This is a genomic window from Betaproteobacteria bacterium, assembly GCA_016720065.1.
Classification (GTDB): Bacteria; Pseudomonadota; Gammaproteobacteria; order Burkholderiales; family Rhodocyclaceae; genus SSSZ01.
Genome location: JADJXY010000002.1, coordinates 510,147 through 529,498, shown reverse-complemented (window position 1 = coordinate 529,498; position 19,352 = coordinate 510,147). Strand labels below are relative to the sequence as shown.

General features: G+C 64.1%; 14 protein-coding genes. 4 read left to right on the top strand and 10 right to left on the bottom strand.

Annotated features, from left to right (window positions below; translation table 11 throughout):
- Positions 1–5 precede the first annotated feature (5 nt).
- The 7 genes from pnp to rimP form a co-directional block, all read right to left on the bottom strand.
- Entirely contained in the window at positions 6–2,150 is a 2,145-nt protein-coding gene (gene pnp, locus IPM73_05645; protein ID MBK8917546.1) for a polyribonucleotide nucleotidyltransferase, read from the bottom strand.
- Positions 2,151–2,510: 360 nt separating this feature from the next.
- Positions 2,511–2,780, bottom strand: a complete 270-nt coding sequence (gene rpsO, locus IPM73_05640) for a 30S ribosomal protein S15 (GenBank protein MBK8917545.1) — start codon at positions 2,778–2,780, stop codon at positions 2,511–2,513.
- Positions 2,781–2,884: 104 nt separating this feature from the next.
- Complete coding sequence (gene truB / locus IPM73_05635; protein ID MBK8917544.1) at positions 2,885–3,793, bottom strand: tRNA pseudouridine(55) synthase TruB; 909 nt, start codon at positions 3,791–3,793, stop codon at positions 2,885–2,887.
- Positions 3,794–3,800: 7 nt separating this feature from the next.
- Complete coding sequence (gene rbfA / locus IPM73_05630) at positions 3,801–4,178, bottom strand: 30S ribosome-binding factor RbfA (protein MBK8917543.1); 378 nt, start codon at positions 4,176–4,178, stop codon at positions 3,801–3,803.
- Positions 4,179–4,324: 146 nt separating this feature from the next.
- Positions 4,325–6,871, bottom strand: coding sequence for a translation initiation factor IF-2 (gene infB / locus IPM73_05625; GenBank protein MBK8917542.1), 2,547 nt, complete (start codon positions 6,869–6,871; stop codon positions 4,325–4,327).
- Positions 6,872–6,887: 16 nt separating this feature from the next.
- Positions 6,888–8,360, bottom strand: coding sequence for a transcription termination/antitermination protein NusA (nusA, locus tag IPM73_05620; protein MBK8917541.1), 1,473 nt, complete (start codon positions 8,358–8,360; stop codon positions 6,888–6,890).
- Between the two features lie 21 nt (positions 8,361–8,381).
- Complete coding sequence (gene rimP, locus IPM73_05615; protein MBK8917540.1) at positions 8,382–8,822, bottom strand: ribosome maturation factor RimP; 441 nt, start codon at positions 8,820–8,822, stop codon at positions 8,382–8,384.
- Positions 8,823–9,077: 255 nt separating this feature from the next.
- On the opposite strand from rimP, the gene IPM73_05610 reads away from it, so the two are divergent.
- From IPM73_05610 to IPM73_05595, 4 genes are read left to right on the top strand one after another with little or no spacing between them, the layout of a single operon-like run.
- On the top strand, positions 9,078–12,251 hold the full coding sequence (locus IPM73_05610; protein MBK8917539.1) for a response regulator: 3,174 nt from the start codon (positions 9,078–9,080) through the stop codon (positions 12,249–12,251).
- Positions 12,251–13,345: a two-component system response regulator gene (locus IPM73_05605; protein ID MBK8917538.1), complete on the top strand. Its 1,095-nt coding sequence runs from the start codon at positions 12,251–12,253 to the stop codon at positions 13,343–13,345. The genes IPM73_05610 and IPM73_05605 overlap by 1 nt, the downstream gene beginning before the upstream one ends.
- Before the next feature lie 6 nt (positions 13,346–13,351).
- Positions 13,352–14,692: a hypothetical protein gene (locus tag IPM73_05600; GenBank protein ID MBK8917537.1), complete on the top strand. Its 1,341-nt coding sequence runs from the start codon at positions 13,352–13,354 to the stop codon at positions 14,690–14,692.
- A gap of 11 nt (positions 14,693–14,703) precedes the next feature.
- Complete coding sequence (locus tag IPM73_05595) at positions 14,704–15,132, top strand: hypothetical protein (protein ID MBK8917536.1); 429 nt, start codon at positions 14,704–14,706, stop codon at positions 15,130–15,132.
- A 122-nt stretch (positions 15,133–15,254) separates the two neighbouring features.
- On the opposite strand, the gene IPM73_05590 is transcribed toward IPM73_05595, so the two are convergent.
- From IPM73_05590 to IPM73_05580, 3 genes are all read right to left on the bottom strand, one after another.
- On the bottom strand, positions 15,255–16,319 hold the full coding sequence (locus tag IPM73_05590; protein ID MBK8917535.1) for a DUF2914 domain-containing protein: 1,065 nt from the start codon (positions 16,317–16,319) through the stop codon (positions 15,255–15,257).
- Positions 16,320–16,444: 125 nt separating this feature from the next.
- Positions 16,445–17,062, bottom strand: a complete 618-nt coding sequence (lolA, locus tag IPM73_05585) for an outer membrane lipoprotein chaperone LolA (protein MBK8917534.1) — start codon at positions 17,060–17,062, stop codon at positions 16,445–16,447.
- A complete protein-coding gene (locus tag IPM73_05580; GenBank protein MBK8917533.1) occupies positions 17,053–19,299 on the bottom strand; it encodes a DNA translocase FtsK 4TM domain-containing protein in 2,247 nt (748 codons plus the stop codon). Before IPM73_05580 ends, lolA begins: the two co-directional genes overlap by 10 nt.
- Between the last annotated feature and the right edge of the window lie 53 nt (positions 19,300–19,352).

The following is a 19,352-nucleotide window of genomic DNA, read 5'->3' as shown; positions in this document are numbered from 1 at the left end:
CTTTCTTACTGCTGTTGCTGCTGCTGTTGCTGCTGGGCGACTCCCTCCGCGGCGGGCGCTGCAGCCTCTTCCATGGCAGCCTTCATGGACAGCTTGACCCGGCCGCGGTCGTCGGTCTCCAGGACCTTGACGCGCACGACCTGGCCTTCCTTGACGTAGTCCTCGACCTTGTTGACGCGCTCCTTGGCGATCTGGGAAATGTGCAGGAGGCCGTCCTTGCCGGGCAGGACCTGGACGATGGCGCCGAAGTCGAGAATCTTGAGCACGGTGCCTTCGTAGATCTTGCCGATCTCCACTTCCGCGGTGATGGCGTCGATGCGCGAACGGGCCAGGGCAGCGGCTTCTCCGCTGGTGGCGGCGATGGTGATGGTGCCGTCGTCCTGGATGTCGATGGTGGTGCCGGTTTCTTCCGTCAGCGCCCGGATGACGGCGCCGCCCTTGCCGATCACGTCGCGGATCTTCTCCGGATTGATCTTGAAGGTGTACAGGCGCGGGGCGTAGGCGGACATCTCTTCGCGGGGGCCCGCAGCGGCTTGCTGCATGAGGCCGAGGATGTGCAGACGGGCTTCCTGGGCCTGGGCCAGAGCGACCTGCATGATTTCCTTGGTGATGCCCTGGATCTTGATGTCCATCTGCAGGGCGGTGATGCCGCCGGTGGTGCCGGCCACCTTGAAGTCCATGTCGCCCAGGTGATCTTCGTCACCCAGGATGTCGGTGAGCACGGCGAAGCGGTTGCCTTCCTTGATCAGCCCCATGGCGATACCGGCCACATGGGCCTTCAACGGCACGCCGGCGTCCAGCAGGGCCAGGCAGCCGCCACAGACGGAAGCCATGGACGAGGAGCCGTTCGATTCGGTGATCTCGGAGACGACACGCATGGAGTAGCTGAAATCCTCCGGCTTGGGCAGCACGGCCAGGAGAGCGCGCTTGGCCAGGCGGCCATGGCCGATTTCGCGCCGCTTGGGCGTCCCGACCCGACCGCATTCACCAGTGGCGTAGGGAGGCATGTTGTAGTGCAGCATGAAACGGTCGCGGTACTCGCCGGCCAGGGCGTCGATGATCTGCTCGTCGCGGTTGGTGCCCAGGGTGGCCACTGCCAAGGCCTGGGTTTCACCGCGGGTGAACAGGGCCGAGCCGTGGGTCCGGGGCAGGACGCCGGAGCGCATGGTGATCGGGCGCACGGTGCGGGTGTTGCGCCCGTCGATGCGGGGAGCGCCGGAAAGGATGCGGCCGCGGACGATGGCGGCTTCCAGTTCAAAGAAAAGATTGCCGACGGTATTCTCGTCGGGAGCCCCCTCGCCTTCGCAAAGCGCGGCGACGGCCTCGGCCCGGAGTTCCTTCACGCGCTGGCTGCGCTCCTGCTTCACGGTCAGGTTGTAGGCTTCCTCCAGCTTGCCTTGGCAAACATCCTTCAGGCGGGCGATGAGGGCCTCGTCCTTGGCGGGAGCCTGCCAGTCCCACTCGGGCTTGCCGGCTTCCTCGACCAATTGGTTGATGGCCTCGATGGCTTTCTGCATCTCGGTGTGACCGAAGACCACGGCGCCGAGCATGACTTCCTCGGACAGTTCCTGGGCTTCGGATTCCACCATCAGCACGGCGCTCTCGGTGCCGGCAACCACCAGGTCGAGCTGGCTGTCCTTGAGCTGGCTGAGGGTCGGGCACAGCACATACTGACCATCGATGTAACCGACACGGGCAGCGCCGATGGGGCCGTTGAAGGGCACACCGGAGATGGCCAGGGCAGCCGAGGCGCCGAGCAGGGCCGGGATGTCGGAGTCGACTTCCGGGTTGAGGGACATCACGGTGGCGACGACCTGCACCTCATTGTAGAAACCGTCCGGAAAGAGCGGGCGGATGGGACGGTCGATGAGGCGGGAAGTCAGCGTCTCCTTCTCTGAAGGACGACCTTCGCGCTTGAAGAAACCCCCGGGAATGCGGCCGGCGGCATAAACCTTTTCCTGGTAATCGACGGTCAGGGGGAAGAAATCCTGACCGGGCTTGGCAGTCTTGGCACCAACCACCGTCACCAGCACCACGGTGTCTTCCATGGTCACCACAACGGCACCACCGGCCTGACGAGCGATCTCGCCGGTTTCCAGGGTGACCTGGTGGGCACCGTAGGCGAAAGTCTTTTTCACGACATTGAACATAGTTTTTTTCCTCTCACACTCTCAACACAACATTAACAATCAATACGTTAGAAACAACAGACAACGGTACGACAAAAAAATAAAAAGCGGCCGGATAACCGACCGCTCTTTTCAGTAGCCACGGACCTTTATTCCGTTCGAGCTTCGCACCGAGACGCGAAGACCAGCCGCAGACAGTGCGCGGCCCCGTAGCGAAGGACCTGCGGAGCTGTGCAGCGGAGGGGACGCAGCAGCCCGCGCCACCCTCCCGGGGGCCTTAATCGCCCGCTTCACTGCGCATGTCCCGAGGCACTACGTTGCGCGGGCGGCACGGCAAGGCCCAGTCGACAAAGTATCGGCGCGAAGAACGAACGGAAGAACTTATTTACGCAGGCCGAGGCGGGTAATCAGGGTGCGATAGCGCTCGACGTCCTTGCCCTTGAGGTAGTCGAGGAGCTTGCGGCGCTGGGAAACCAGGCGCAGCAGACCACGGCGAGAGTGGTGGTCCTTGGTGTGCTCCTTGAAGTGGGGCTGGAGCTCGTTGATGCGCGCGGACAGCAACGCGATCTGCACTTCCGGGGAACCGGTGTCGCCCTTGGACTGGGCGTAGTCGGCCACGATGGCCGCCTTGGTAGCGGTGGTGAATGCCATTTCAAAACCCTCTTTGGTTGAAGCGACGCCGCCCCGGTTTGATAGAGCCAGCGCCAGTTGAAAAATATTCCCGTCGGCAACGGGAAGCGCGGGATTATACCCGTTCAGGATGCCAATTGCACCAACCTTTTGGGCCACAGCAGTTTCCCGGACCCGGTTTCGCCGACACCGATCAGGCGCCCCTCCGCGTACACGCGAGCCCTGCCCCCTTGCCCGGGGGTCACCGCCACCGGATTGCCGTGGCGGAAGCGCTCCGTCGCCGGACCTTCCAGGTCGATACGCGGCAGGCTCTGCAGCAGGGCATCCACGGGGCGCAAGACGGCTGCGCGCTCCGATTCGGCAAGACTTTCGATGGCCGCCAGGGTGACCGCGTGGCCAAGGTCGAGGTCGGCCACTGCGGTACGCCGCAGGGCCGTCAGATGGGCCCCACAACCCAGGGCTGCGCCGATGTCGGCGGCCAGCACCCGGATATAGGTGCCCTTGCTGCAACGAACGCGCAGGGACAAAGCCTCGCCGGCAAAGCCCAGCAACTCCAGCCCGTGGATGGTCACCGGGCGCGCCTCCCGCTCCACCTCCACCCCTTGGCGAGCCAGTTCGTAGAGGGGTCGCCCGTCACGCTTCAGGGCAGAATGCATGGGCGGCACCTGCAGAATGTCACCGCCAAAGCGCGGCAACACCGCCACGATGTCCGCCAGGGACACCGCCACGGGCCGGGTGGCGGTCACTTGCCCCTCGGCATCGCCTGAATCCGTTGTGACGCCGAGTTGCAGCGTGGCCTCGTAGGTCTTGTCGGCATCCAGGAGGTCCGCCGAAAACTTGGTGGCTTCGCCAAAGCACAGGGGCAAGAGCCCGGAAGCCAGGGGATCCAGGGTACCCGTATGGCCGCCCTTGGCAGCGGAAAACAGGCGTCGCGCCTTCTGCAACGCATCGTTGGAACTCATGCCCACCGCTTTGTCGAGCAGAAGCACGCCGTCGACCTGCTGCCAGGTCTTCTTCACCTTGGGCGGCTGCATGGGAAACTCAGTCGTCGGGAGTCTGATCGCTCAAGGCATTGGCCTGATCGATCAAGTGCGACAGGCTGGTGCCCCGCTCCACCGAGGTATCGTGAATGAAGTGCAGTTGCGGCAGGGTGTGGATGTGAATGCGCTTGCCCAGCTCGCGGCGCAGAAAACCGGAAGCCCGGTCGAGTCCCTGCTGCACCGCCGCCAGATGCTCGCTGTCGAGGGTGGTGAAGAAAACCTTGGCATGGGCGTAATCCGGCGTCAGCTCGACGGCGGTCAGACTCACCAGCTTGACACGGGGATCCTTCAGTTCCGTCTGGATGAGGTCGGCCAGATCGCGCCGCACCTGTTCGGCGACGCGGTCGGAACGGGCGAAGGAAGCAGAAGATTTTTTCACGATCGAACCACCTACTCAAAAAACCGGCGGTCCAGCACGCGACCACCCAAAAGCAAAGCCCAGGCTAGGCGCAACCCCCGCAGACAGTACGCATGTACGGCAAGGGGGATGCAACAACGCCTGGGCAAGCCCGCACCCAACCAAAATTACAGCGTTCGGGCGACTTCTTGAATCTCGTAGACCTCGAGCTGATCGCCTTCGGCAATATCGTTGTTGTTCTTCAACGACAAACCGCACTCGAAGCTGCTCTTCACTTCTTTCACGTCGTCCTTGAAGCGCTTCAGGGAATCGAGTTCGCCATCCCACAGCACAACGTTGTTGCGCAGCAGACGCACGCGGGAATTGCGCTTGACGATGCCTTCCAGCACATAGCAACCGGCGATGGCGCCGACCTTGGAGATATGGAAGACCTGGCGAATCTCGACCAGGCCCAGGGCCTGTTCGCGCTTCTCTGGAGACAGCATGCCGGACAGGGCAGCCTTGACTTCGTCCACCGCGTCGTAGATCACGTTGTAGTAGCGGATATCGACACCGAAGTTTTCGGCCAGCTTGCGCGCCCCGGCGTCGGCCCGGGTGTTGAAGCCGATGATGACGGCGCCGGAGGCCTGGGCCAGGTTGACGTCGGACTCGCTGATGCCGCCGACGGCACCATGGATGACATTGACCCGCACTTCGGCGGTGGACAGCTTGGAGAGGGCATGCACCAGGGCTTCCTGGGAACCTTGCACGTCGGCCTTGATGATAAGGGGCAAGCTCTTGACCTCGCCTTCTTCCATCTGCTGGAACATGCTTTCCAGCTTGGCGGCCTGCTGCTTGGCCAGCTTGACGTCGCGGAACTTGCCTTGACGGAACAGGGCGATTTCACGGGCTTTCTTTTCGTCCGCCAGCACGATGGCTTCCTCGCCGGCGCCGGGAACGTCGGACAGGCCGAGGATTTCGACAGGAATGGAAGGCCCGGCCTCGTTGATCTGCTTGCCGTTCTCGTCCAGCATGGCGCGGACGCGGCCAAAGACCTGGCCGGCCAGCACCACGTCGCCCCGCTTGAGGGTACCGGACTGCACCAGCATGGTAGCCACGGCGCCGCGGCCCTTGTCGAGACGGGCTTCGATGATCAGGCCCTTGGCCGGCGCATCCTTCTGGGCGGTCAGTTCGAGAACTTCAGCCTGCAGCAGAACCTGCTCGAGGAGTTCGTCGATGCCAGTGCCCTTCTTGGCGGAAACCGGGCAGAAGGGCGAATCGCCGCCGTACTCTTCCGGAATGACGCCTTCCGCCACCAGTTCCTGCTTGACGCGGTCCGGGTTGGCATCGGGCTTGTCCATCTTGTTGATGGCTACCACCACGGGCACATTGGCCGCTTTGGCGTGGTGGATGGCCTCCTTGGTCTGGGGCATGACGCCGTCGTCGGCGGCCACCACCAGGATGACCAGGTCGGTGGCCTTGGCGCCGCGGGCACGCATGGCCGTGAAGGCCTCGTGGCCCGGGGTGTCGAGGAAGGTGATCATGCCGCGCTCGGTTTCCACATGGTAGGCACCGATGTGCTGCGTGATGCCGCCGGCTTCGCCCGCCGCCACCTTGGCGCGGCGGATGTAGTCCAGCAGCGAGGTCTTGCCGTGGTCGACGTGGCCCATGACCGTCACGACGGGTGCGCGCGCCTCCAGGGGGACATCCTTGTGCTCGACGTCGGCCACCAGGAAGGCATCCGGATCGTCCAGCTTGGCCGCGACCGCCTTGTGGCCCATTTCCTCGACCACGATCATGGCCGTTTCCTGGTCCAGCACCTGGTTGATGGTGACCATGGAGCCCATCTTCATCATGGTCTTGATGACTTCCGTCGCCTTCACCGCCATCTTGTGGGCGAGGTCGGCCACGGAAATGGTTTCCGGCACGTGCACTTCGCGCACCATCGGCTCGGTGGGGGCCTGGAAACCGCCCTGACCATCGTCGGTCTTCTGATGCTTCTTGTGGCCGTGCTTGGCTTCGCGCCAGCCGCCGCCGGCATCGCCGCCACGGGTCTTGAGGCCGGGTTTCTTCTTGCCATCATCGGCGGCCCGGCCGACGCCGGGGCCCTTCTTGCCGGCTTCGGGTTTCTTGTGCAGCGTTCCCTTGTCGGCCGGCGGGTCCTGGTTCTTGGCCTGCGTGGCGGCCTGCTGCTTGGCGAGTTCCGCCGCCTTGGCCGCCGCTGCGGCCTCTTCGGCCTCCAGCTTCAGGCGCGCGATTTCGACTTCGCGTTCCTGCTTCTCCTTCAGCTCCCTGGCTTGGCGCTCCAGGAGTTCCTGCTGGCGCTTTTCTTCGCTCTCACGCTGACGCAGCTCGCCTTCGTCGATCACGGAAGTCTGGGTTGAGGGCGCAATGACCTCTGGCTCCTGCACCGGAGCCTCTGCCACCGTCTCGGCGAGGTCACGCTTGACCAGGACACGCTTCTTGCGCACCTCGACCTGGACGGTGCGGGCCCGCCCCTGGGCGTCGGTCGCCTTGATCTCGCTGGTCTGCTTGCGGGTCAGGGTGATCTTGGTCTTGGTATCGGACTCGCCGTGGGAACGGCGCAGGTATTCGAGCAGGCGCGCCTTGTCCTGGTCAGCCAGGGAATCGGCACTGCTCTTCAGATTGACGCCAGCCTTGGCGAGTTGCTCCAGGAGCGCCTCGACGGGCATTTTAAGTTCGGTCGCGAATTGCGAAACACTGGTTGCTGCCATGCTGCTCCCCTCCCGCTCACTCGAACCAGTGAGCCCGTGCCTTCAAGATGAGTTCCTTGGCACGCTCGTCGTCGATGCCGGTCATTTCCGTCACTTCGTCCACCGCCAACTCGGCAAGATCGTCGCGGGTCTTCACGCCATTGCCGGCCAGCTTGGCCGCCAAATCGCGAGTCATGCCTTCGAGTCCGAGCAGGTCGTCGCTGACGCCCTCCAACTGCTCTTCTGTCACGATGGCTTCAGTCAGCAACACATTGCGGGAACGGGTACGCAATTCATTGACGATTTCTTCGTCCAGCCCCTCGATTTCCAACATCTCGGCCAGGGGCACGTAGGCCACCTCTTCGAGGGTGGAAAAGCCTTCCTCGATGAGCAGATCAGCCAGTTCCTCGTCGATGTCCAGCTTTTCCATGAACATGACCCGGGTCACCGCGTACTCGGCCTCGGACTTCTTGGCCGATTCCTCCTGGGTCATCAGGTTGATGCTCCAGCCGGTCAATTCCGAAGCCAGCCGGACATTCTGGCCATTGCGGCCGATGGCGATGGCAAGGTTATCCTCGTCCACGACCACGTCCATGGCATGCTTGTCCTCATCGACCACAATGGAAGACACTTCCGCGGGGGAAAGGGCTCCGATCACGAACTGGGCCGGATCGGCCGACCAGAGGACGATGTCGATATTCTCGCCACCGATCTCGTTGCGCACTGCGGTGACGCGCGAACCGCGCAAGCCGACGCAGGTGCCGATGGGATCGACGCGGGGGTCGTTGGACTTCACGGCAATCTTGGCGCGCAGCCCCGGATCCCGGGCGCAGGCCTTCAGTTCCATGAGGCCGTCCGAAATCTCGGGGACTTCGAGTTCGAACAGCTTGATGACAAACTCCGGTGCCGTGCGGGAAAGAATGATCTGGGGGCCGCGGGCCCCCCGATCGATGCGCTGCAGATAGGCCTTGACCCGGTCGCCTATCCGCAGGTTTTCCTTGGGAATCATCTGGTCCCGGGGAAGCAGGGCCTCGATCTTGCCTGCCTCGACGACGGCGTTGCCGCGCTCCATGCGCTTGATGGTGCCGGAGACGACGTGTTCCTTCCTGTCCAGAAAGTCATTGAGGATCTGCTCGCGCTCCGCGTCGCGGATCTTCTGCAGGATGACCTGCTTGGCCGCCTGGGCGCCGATGCGACCGAAGTCGATGGGCTCCAGCGCCTCTTCGAGATAATCACCGGACTCGACTTCGGGGTCGTCCTGACACGCTTCGGAGAGCGGAACCTGCAGGTACTCATTGACGTATTCGTCGTCAGGCACCACGAGCCAGCGACGGAAAGACTCGTACGCCCCGGTATCGCGGTCAATGGAAACCCGAACCTCGGCCTCGTCGTGGATCCGCTTCTTGGTCGCCGAGGCCAATGCCAATTCGAGGGCACCGAAAACGATGTCCCTTGCGACGTTCTTCTCGCGGGCAAGCGCATCCACCAACAACAACATTTCACGGCTCATGGGCTACAACCTCCTCGTCCTTCAGTCGAATCGCGGCACTAGACGTGCCTTTTCGATATTGCTCAAATCCAGTTCCACGTCCCCGGCGGCAAGCCTCAGACCGACCTTGCCATCCTTGTGGCCAAGCAGGCACCCCTGAAAATTCCTCCTGCCTTCGAGGGGAACGCGAATCTTGATCTGGATGTCCTGTCCGGCAAAACGCTCGAAATCGGCGGCCTTCCCGACCACCCGGTCGAGTCCCGGCGAGGAGACCTCAAGCCGGTCGTAATCGACGTTCTCCACTTCGAACAGGCGCGACAACTGATGGGAAACCCGGGCGCAGTCGTCGACATCGATCCCACCTTCCTTGGAAGCCTGATCGATGAATACGCGGATGGTCCGCCCCCGGGGTGACAACTCGACATCGACGAGTTCAAATCCCAGGCCGGCCACGGTCTTTTCCAGCAGTTCGTGCAAATTCATGACTACAAATAAAAAATGGGCGAAACGCCCACCCCGAAAATATCCCCGCCAAGAAGGCGGGCGGAACAAAACTTTTGAATTCTAACCATTTTCCAGGTTAAGGACAATGCTTCCCTGCGGCCTGGCGCGGATTCCCCACAGTGGAGCGGGAAACCCGGGGATCATGGCTCGATTCCCTTGTCACAAGGGGAAAGCTATGCCAAGGTTGTGCCCTGTTGCCCATGAATCCTTGAACCGGGTCGGAGAGGTGGTGCGGTGCTCAAACTCACACGGCTGTCGTTGATCTATTCCGCCGTGTTGCTGGCCACCCTGGGAGCCAATGGCTTGTTCGCCTTCAAGGTCGTCCAGGCCCAGCAAGGCACCGCGGCAGCACAGCTCCACCGGCAGCAGGCCATCGCACTGGTGCTCGACCTGCAGCGGGAGGTCGGAAATCTGGCCCGCCTGGTGCGGGCCTTCACCACCACGGGCCAGATTCGCTACCTTTCCTATTACTACGACATCCTGGCCATCCGCAACGGAGAGAAGGCCGCGCCCGACGGATATTGGTCAAGCGCCTACTGGGATGAAGTCGTGGCCGGCAATCTGCGCCACAGCATCCCCAAGGACGGCATGCGCAAGTCCTTGCGTGCCCGCATGGACGAACTGGGTTTCGACCAGACCGAATTCGCCGCCCTGGCCGCCGTCATCGAAGCCACCGAGAGCATCAAGGACGTGGAGCAGATCGCCTTTGCCGCGACCCAGGGCCTTTATGACCCCGTGTCGCGCAGCTTCGTCTCGGAAGGGAAGCCCCATCTGGAATTTGCCTCCCAACTCGTGCACAGCCCCAGTTACAACCAGGGACAGGCAAGGCTCTCCCGCGCTGCGGAGCGCCTCGTCCAGATCACCGACCAGCGCACCGGACGCGCGACGGAAGCGGCCAACCAGCGCCTGGAACTCTGGATCACCGTGTCTGCCGTCGGTGCCCTGGCGTCGGTGATCCTGGTCATCGTGGGCCTGTTCGAGTTCAATCGTCGCCTGGTCCGTCCCGTGCAGTCCCTGCGCCGGTCTGCCGGACAACTGGCCAAGGGACGCTACGATACCCGCACGGCCATCGACGGCTCGGTGGAGGAACTGCACCTGCTCGGCTCCACCATGGATGAAATGGCCAAGTCCATCCAGGCGGACATTCTTCATCGGGAAGAGGCCCAGCACGCCCTGGAGGAAGCGCGCAAACGCGCAGAAGCGGCCACCGAGGCGAAGTCGCTTTTCCTGGCCAATATGAGCCATGAGATTCGCACGCCCATGAACGCGGTCCTGGGCATGTCCCATCTGGCGCTCACCACGGAGCTCTCGCCGCGCCAGCGGGATTATGTCGAGAAGGTGCACCAGTCGGCGCGGGTCTTGCTTGGCATCATCAACGACATTCTCGACTTCTCCAAGATCGAAGCGGGCAAGATGGAAATCGAGCGCACCCCCTTCATGCTCGACGATGTCGTCGCTGGTTCATTGAATCTGGTTCGCCAGAAGGCGGAGGAAAAGTCCCTGGAATTGCTCTTCGATCCAGGCAGTCGCGTATTGACAGACGGCCGCGAACTGGTCGGCGATCCCCTGCGCCTGGGCCAGATTCTCACCAACCTGCTCTCCAATGCCGTCAAGTTCACCGACAGGGGTCACGTGCGCCTCACGCTCGCCTGCCCCCACGCTGACGAAGAGGAACTTACCCTGGTGCTCCTGGTTTCGGATACCGGCATCGGCATGGATGCCGAGCAGACCGGCCGGCTGTTTCAGGAATTCACCCAGGCCGACGGCTCCATCACACGCAAGTTCGGTGGAACCGGCCTGGGGCTGGCCATCACCAAACGTCTCTGCACCATGATGGGGGGCAGCATCGAGGTTCGCAGCCAACCGGGGCGCGGCAGCGAGTTTGCCGTCACGCTCCGCCTGCCCCGGGCAGCACGCCGGCCCCAGGGGGCGCCCTCGCCCGAATTGAGCAGCCTGCGCGCGCTCATTGCCGACGACAGTCCCCTTTCCCGCGAGGTTCTTGGCGGCCTGCTCGAGACCATGGGCGTCGGGGTTTCCGGCGGAGGCTGCCCGACCCTTGCCGCCTCGGGCGAGGAAGCCATTCATCTTCTGAACGAGGCCCAGGCCAGGGGCCGCCCCTTCGATGTCCTGCTCCTGGACTGGGTCATGCCCGGTCTCTCGGGAGACGACGTGCTCAAGCGCCTGGACGATCTGGGCCTGCCGCTGCCCCGAGTCACTGCAGTGGTATCCGCCTTCGATTCCGATTTGCTGCGCAGCGCGACCAGGCTTCCCCCGAGTTGCCAGGTCATCGCCAAACCCGTCCTGCCTGCGGATATCCGACGCCTCTTCCAGAGCGGGAGTGCCGGAACCCGCAGAGCCACGCAGACCGATCGCGCAACCCTTGCCGGGCTGCGCATCCTGGTTGTCGAAGACAACGAACTCAACCGGCAATTGGCCACGGATGTCCTGAGCGACTGGGGCATCGAGGTAGAGACGGCAATCCACGGTGAGGCTGCCCTGGTGACCCTCCTCGCCAGTCCTGTCGATCGCTTCGATCTAGTGCTCCTCGATTTGCAGATGCCCGTGCTCGATGGATACGAGACAGCGCGGCGATTGCGCGCCCGGCCGGAATTTGCTTCCCTGCCCATCGTCGCCATGTCGGCCCACACCATGGCAGGAGAAGGCGACCGCTGCCTGGCGGCCGGCATGAACGATCACATCGGCAAACCCTTCGAACCCGAGGCTCTGTTTGCCTTGCTGGCACGCATGACCGGCCGTAAGCCCGACGAGGCGGCGCCCCCCGCAAGCGAGGAAAGTGAGGCCCACCCTGGACTTCCGCGCCTCGCGGCCATCAGTGGTCTCGACACCTCCATCGGTCTGCGACGCTCCGCCGGAAGGCAGGAACTCTATCTCAAGGTCCTGCGGCGCTTCTGCCGGGAAGCCCGCTCCCTCGTCGGCGGACTGAGCGCCAGGATGGCCGATGGGCGCTGGGAGGAGCAAGCCCGCCTGGCCCACACGCTGAAGGGCATCGCCGGCACGGTCGGGGCGCTCGAGATCGAGGCCCGGGCGCGCAGCGTCGAGAACGCACTGGTCGCCCGGAACCGGGCCCTCATCGAAACGGAAATCCCCGCTCTGGAACTGGGAATACAGCCCCTGGTCGCCGCCATCGAGGCTTGCCTTCCTCCCGCCGAAAGGCCCTCGCCGACGAAGGCCGCCGCCGGAATCGACGAACTGCGTACCCTGCTGCGCGGTGGCGACGCGGAGGCCATCGAGTGCTGGAACCGCCTTGCTCCCGAAAGCAAGTCATCCCTTTCCCCCAGTGTTCGCCACCGGGTCGCCCGCGCCCTGGAAAATTTCGATTTTGACCTCGCGCTCATTTTGCTGGACCATGGCGATGACAAAAACAATGCCTCGGCGGAGAACCCATGATGGACGGCCACTTTGATCGTGATCGCGAGACCGTGCTCGTGGTGGACGATACGCCGACCAACCTCAGCCTGCTCAACGGTCTCCTGCGGGAACACTACCGCGTCAAGGTTGCCAATTCGGGCCAAAAGGCGCTGGAACTCGCCCAGGCCCAACCGCCCGACCTCATCCTGCTCGACATCATGATGCCCGAGATGGATGGCTACGAGGTCTGCCGCCGCCTGAAAAGCACCCTTTCCCTCGCCCGGGCACCGGTGATTTTCCTCACGGCCAAGGTCGACCCGGTCGACGAGGAAATGGGCTTCGCCGTGGGCGCAGTCGATTTCATCCATAAGCCCATCAGCCCCTCGGTGGTCCTTGCCCGGGTGCATACCCACCTGGAAAACCAGAAATGGCGCAACTTTCTGGAAGACAAGAACACCTGGCTGGAACGCGAAGTCGAATCCCGCATGAATCAGGTCAGCCGCCTGCAGGACGCGTCGCTTCAGGCCATGATCGAGTTGGCCGAGTTCCGGGACGAATGTACGGGCAATCACATCCGCCGCACACAGGAATACGTGCGCGTCCTGGCCGAGCACATCGCGCCCCGGGAACAGCATCGCCACGTCCTGCGGCCGGACGCCATCCGCAGCATCGTCAAATCGGCCCCTCTCCATGACATCGGCAAAATCTGCATCCCCGACCACATCCTCTTGAAGCGCGGCCCGCTCGACGAGGGCGAGTTTGCCATCATGCGCACCCACGCGATGCGGGGCTACGACATCCTGGCCCAGATTCGCCGCCATCTGGGCGAAGACAGCGACTATCTACTCTATGCCCAGCAGATCGCCCGCCACCATCACGAAAAATGGGACGGCAGCGGCTACCCGGACAAACTCGCCGCCACGGCAATCCCATTGGCCGCCCGCCTGATGGCCCTGGCCGACGTCTACGACGCCCTGCGCACCCGCCGCCCCTACAAGGCCCCCATGGAGCATGAGGCCGCCCTCGGCCACATCCTGACGGGGCGCGAGAAGCATTTCGACCCTGAGCTGGTCGACGCCCTGGTGGCCACCGCCGACATCTTCCAGGACATCGCCCGCCAATTGCCGGACTGATTCACCATGCCACGACCGCACCATCTCCTTTCCCCTTCGTGGCAAGCGAGCGCCCTGCTCCGGGCCGTTCTGTGCGCCGCCCCCCTGCTCAGCGGGCCCCTTGCCGCCCAAGTGTCGCTTTCAGGTTTCGGCACCCTGGGCTATGCGATCTCCGATCAGGAATACCGCTATCAGCGTTTCGTCGACGAGCATGGCACCTTCATGCGCGACAGCGTTCTGGGGGTCCAGGCCGACATCCGCCTGAGCGAGAGCTTCAGCCTCGTCGCCCAAGGGAAGATCGCCCCCTCGATCCGCGACGACAGCAGTTGGGACCCGACCCTGACCTGGGCCTTCCTGGCCTGGCGACCCAGCAACGAACTCCTGATACGCGTCGGCCGGGTACGGGTTCCCTACTACCTCAACAGTTCCAACCTGGATGTCGGCGTCACCTACGACGCCGCCCAACTGCCCACCGAGTTGTACTCGATTTCGCCCACCAACGAGACCAACGGCATTTCCGTCAGCCATACCTGGAGCTTCCCCAGCGCCGATCTGGGCCTGGACGCCTACTGGGGCAGGGCCCACTCCCATTCCCGCTTCTTTTTCCGGGACGATATCCGGAGTATCGGCGGCCCTCCCCGGGGCGCCACCTTCGTCCCGGTGGAGATCGACTCCCGCGGGCTCGCCCTCACCCTGAACCACGCCGAAAACGTCTATCGCGCCGGCTACCACTACGCCGAAGTTTCCCGCCGCAACGGTGAGGATTTCCACAGCGACACCCCCTTCGTCTCGCTGGCCGGGGAAGGGTTTTACATCTCCGAGCCCAGCGCGCTGGCGCCGGGAGTCAGCATTCCTTCGGTCGGCGCCGTGCACTTCGGCATCCTCACCGCGGGAGCCGACATCGCCCTGCCTGGGTCTCTGCGTCTGTCCGGCGAATTCGCCCGCCGCATCAATCTGAACGCGCCCCGCGGAGGCCTGGATACCCGCGGAGGCTACCTTTCGCTGCGGGGCGAGGTCGGCGCCTGGCGCCCCTATGTCACCGCATCCCGCCTCATCTCGGCCGATCCTTCCCTAGACCTTTACCTGGCCGTCAACGCCAATCGGGTCAATTCACCCCCCCTGCCCGCCAACCTTGCCGCCACCATCAACGCCCTGCAGCGCTTCTCGGCGGATCGCCTGGTGGTATATGACCAATCCACCTTCGCTTTGGGCACGGCCTACGTTCTTTCACCCACCCAAAAACTCAAGGCCGAATGGGCCTTGACCCGTGTCGGTCGGGTATCCCATTTCGTCGACGCCCCGGCCGGTGGTGACATCCGGCATCAGAACATCAACGTCTTCTCCTTCTCCTACAACTTCACCTTCTGATACCGACAGGGATGAGCCGCCTTTTCGCCCTCCTCTGCCTCTGGCTGCTGCCACTGGGGAACGCCCTGGCGGAGGGTATGGTCGTCATTGCACATGCATCGGTTCCCCGTACCGACACGGCCACGGTCCAGCGCCTGTACACGGGTCGGGTGATCGAGATCGGCGGAATTGCGGTCGTTCCGCTGAACGCCCCTCCGGGACACCCGGACCGGACCCGCTTCTTGCGGGATTACCTCAAACAGGACGACGAGAAATATATCGGCTACTGGACCGTGCGCCGCTACATCGGCAAGGGCGCCCCCCCCAGGGAACTGAATCCAGGAGAAATGGCCGGGGTAATCCAGACCACCCCTGGCGCCATCGGTTACGTCCCCGAGTCCGAACTCCGCCCCGGGATGAACGTCATCCTGCGGCGTCCGAGCGACGACCCTGCGCGCTGAAGACTACACCGGGTAGGCGCCCATCGTTCAGGCAGGGGAGTTGGACTCGATCGAGCGGCTCGGCCGCCTCGCGCGAGGGCTCCGCCTTTGCCCAAAATGCCTGGCAAGGCCCCCCCCCGCGATCAGAGACGGCGCACTTCCGTCCCCTCGGGCACCCCACGGTTAACCTGCAATTCGGTCGTGCTGATGGTGCGTCCATCCTGGGTCGCGACGATCAGGCGCCACTCCCCGGCCTGCGGGGCGACCACGTAGGAATAGGCCCGAAAGCCCTGCTCCCGGCCGCCGGTTACCTCGAAGCGCGCGGCGCCAGCCGGCCGCCAGTGTCCGGTCTGGTCGCGCCGCTCCCAGCGATGCTCCAGTGCCGCCGACACGCCCCGCGGCGCGAAAACGGCAGAAACGCCGTAAAGCCGTCCCTGCTCAGGGACGTTGACGACGGAAGCCCAATCGCGCCAGAACTGCCAACCCGGTGCTGGCTCGACCCGCAGAACATATTCGCCCCCCCGCCGCTCGAAGTCCTGCCCCACGATGACGTGACGCTTGACCAGCGGAACCGGCGCAATCATGCCCAGGCTCCAGGCCAGGATCAGAGCCCCCGCCGCGACCCAGGCCGGCAGGATGCGACCGGGACGGCCTGGGGAGGCGAGGCGCAGCCCATGGGCCAGACCCAGCCCCAGAGCCGTGGAGAGATAGAACCAGCGGGGATCCAGGCTCCCGGCTGCAAAGGGCAGCGCGAAGTTCATGAGCAGCATGGCGCAGAAGGCAAACAGTCCCCAGATCAGGGTAAATCGCCCCCCATAGGCACGACCCCAAAATTCGTTGGCCACCAGAAGAAACGCCAGCAACCCGGTCACCAGCCAGGCGGCGAAATGTCCGGAACTCTTGGAATAGAGGATGAAGAGGGCTGAATACAGTCCTCCCACACAAAACTGCAGGCCCAGATAGGGAGCATCCCAGGCCAAGCGGGGCAGACGTTCCCGCCAGCCTGCCCCCTCGGGAGGCGGCAGTGCCCCCCGGTGTTCCCGGCGGGCAAGCAGCACGATCAGGAAGGCGGCAAGGGCGAGCAAAGCCCCGAGGCGCCAGAAATCGAGACTGCGGACCCGAACACCGAGTGTCAGGGCATCGCCCACCACACCGGCGAAGAATGCGACCACCGGGAGAAAGCGGCGGATCCCGGCCCAGCGCCTCAACCCAGGAACCCCGATAGCCCGCTCACTTCGTACCCGAGCGCCCACCAGCCTGCATCGCTACGGTGCCCCGCCATCGCCCAGCAGGCAGGCGCACCGGGAACCCGCCAGTACATTCGGGCAACGCCTCACTCGCCGACCACGTCGGCCCCGGAAGGCGGAACGAAGCGGAAAAGCGAAGGAGCAAGCTTGGGGTTGCGCTCGACACGGGTGAATTCGACGGTGGTGACCTGGCCAAACTGGTCGTGCAACTCCATGGCCTTCAATTCTCCGCCGGAAAACCCTAGGCGCAGGCGCTCGAAGCCGCTATCGGCAGCCCGGGGCCGCGCTTCTGCCCACTCCAACCCGTCGGCCTCTCCGGCTTCCGCAAGCGCAAAATTCTTGCGCAAGTCCTCGCTGCCCGAGAGCAGGGCCGCAGGCGAACTGCCGATGGCTTCACCTGCCTTTCGCACCGTGACTTGCCTCAACTCGGGATCGTAAATCCAGAACCGCTCGCCGTCGCCGACCACCAATTGCGGATAGGGCCGCAGAACCTCCCAGCGCAACTTTCCCGGCCGAAGAATGGCCAGGGTACCGGCCGAAATCTGGGGCTTGCGCCCCCCTTTGGCGACCACCCGTTGCGAAAACTCTGCCCGGTAGCTGCGCGTCGTCTCAAGAAAGCGGTCCAGTTGATCCAGGGCCGCAGCACCCGCGGCGGCGGAAGCCAGCAGGAGGGCCAGCGCCGCGAGACCCCGCTTCACTCGGATTCTTTCCGTGCCAGAACCTCGCGGCCGCCCCGTCCGTCCATGGCCGACACGAGGCCGGATCGCTCCATGGCCTCGATGAGCCTGGCCGACCGGTTGTAGCCGATGCGCAAGTGGCGCTGCACCAGGGAAATCGACGCGCGGCGGTTCTTGAGCACCACCTCCACGGCCTGATCGTAGAGCGGGTCGTTCTCCGCGTCCCCAGTGCCGTCACCGCCCTCGCCCGCAGCTTCGTCATCCTCGCCGCTGCCGACAAGAACCTCCGCCACGTACTCCGGCGCACCGAGGGACTTGAGATGCTCGACCACCCGATGCACTTCGTCGTCGGAAACGAACGCCCCGTGGACCCGGGTCGGGTAGCCTGTCCCCGGCGCCAGGTAGAGCATGTCGCCCTGGCCGAGAAGGGATTCGGCGCCCATCTGGTCGAGGATGGTGCGGGAATCGATCTTGCTGGAAACCTGGAAGGACATACGCGTCGGAATATTAGCCTTGATGAGGCCGGTGATGACATCAACGCTCGGGCGCTGGGTTGCGAGGACAAGATGAATCCCCGCAGCGCGGGCTTTCTGCGCCAGACGCGCAATCAGTTCCTCGACCTTTTTTCCGACCACCATCATCAAATCGGCGAGTTCGTCGATCACCACCACCAGATACGGCATGTGGGTCAGGGGTTCGGGCGTTTCCGGAGTGAGCGTCAGGGGATTGGGCAGGTGTTCGCCACGCTTCTCGGCGTCGCGCACCTTGGCGTTGTAACCGGAAAGATTCCGCACCCCCAGGGCGGACATCAGCTTGTAGCGGCGTTCCATTTCCCCCACGCACCAGTTCAGCGCGTTGGCGGCCTGCTTCATGTCGGTGACCACCGGAGCGAGCAGGTGAGGAATCCCCTCGTAGACCGAGAGCTCGAGCATCTTCGGATCCACCAGAATCAGGCGGACGTTTTCCGGCTCGGCCTTGTAAACCAGGGAAAGAATCATGGCGTTGATGCCCACCGACTTGCCGGAACCCGTGGTGCCGGCGACCAGCAGGTGGGGGGTCTTGGCCAGATCGGCCACCACGGGCAATCCGCCGATATCCTTGCCCAGGCTCACCGTAAGCGGGCTGACCATGTCGTTGTAGGGTCGGCTGGCGATGATCTCCGACAAGCGCACCGTCTGACGCCGGGGATTGGGCAGTTCCAGTGCCATGCAGGACTTGCCGGGCACCGTCTCGACCACCCGGACCGACACCAGGGCCAGGGCCCGCGCCAGATCCCGGCCCAGATTGACGATCTGGGCCCCCTTGACGCCCACGGCAGGCTCGATTTCGTAGCGCGTGATGACCGGCCCCGGCAGGGCGGCCAAAACCTTGACCTGTACCCCGAAATCGGCCAGCTTGCGCTCGATCAGGCGGGAGGTGAATTCCAGGGTTTCGGCACTGACCGTCTCGGTGGCCGGCGGCGCCGGATCGAGGAGATGCAGAGGAGGCAGGCGGCCACCAATCATCGCCTCGGGGAAGAGAGAGACCTGCTTTTCCCGCTCGATACGCTTCTCGGCCTTCCTGGAAATCGGCACCTCGGGGGGCGACGGTTCAATGATGATGGGCTCGTGCAGTTCGACCCGTCGCTTCTCCACCTCGACACTTTCCTCGCGCTGCTGGGCGGTCTCGCGGCCAATACGGCGATCACGCCAGCGGTCGAACAAGCCATAGACGCCCCCTGTGATCTTCTCCAAGGCCAAACCGAGACCCTCGCAGGCCGCGAGCCAGGACATGCCAGAAAACAGGGCCCACCCTGCGGCAGCAGCCACCAGGAGGAGCAGGGTCGCCCCCGTGTAGCCGAAAGCCGCTGCAAGCCACTGGCCGAATTCCAGCCCCAGCAGCCCGCCGGGAGCAAGGGGAAGTTCCGCCCGCAAGGAGTGGAAGCGAATCGCTTCCAGGCTGGAACTGGAGACAAGCAGAGCGAGGAAACCCGCCAGGGCGAGGTAGAGCGGACGGCGGTCCGGCTCCCCGGCCGAGGCGCTCAGGCGCTGCACCCCCCAGCGCACGCACATCAGCATCAGCGCCACCCACCACCACGCGGAAAGCCCGAAGACGTAGAGGAGGAGATCGGCCACCCAAGCGCCGAAGCGACCCGTGGGATTGTGCAGGGAAGCGGAAACGACGGCGTGGGACCAGCCCGGATCGTCCTTGGCAAATCCCCACAGGGCGAGCGAAAGAAACAGGGCCACGGCACCCAGGGCCAGCCAGCGGGTTTCCTGAAGCAGCCCGCCGATCTTTTCGGGCAGGGGACTGGGCGCCCGCTCCGCCAGACGTCCGG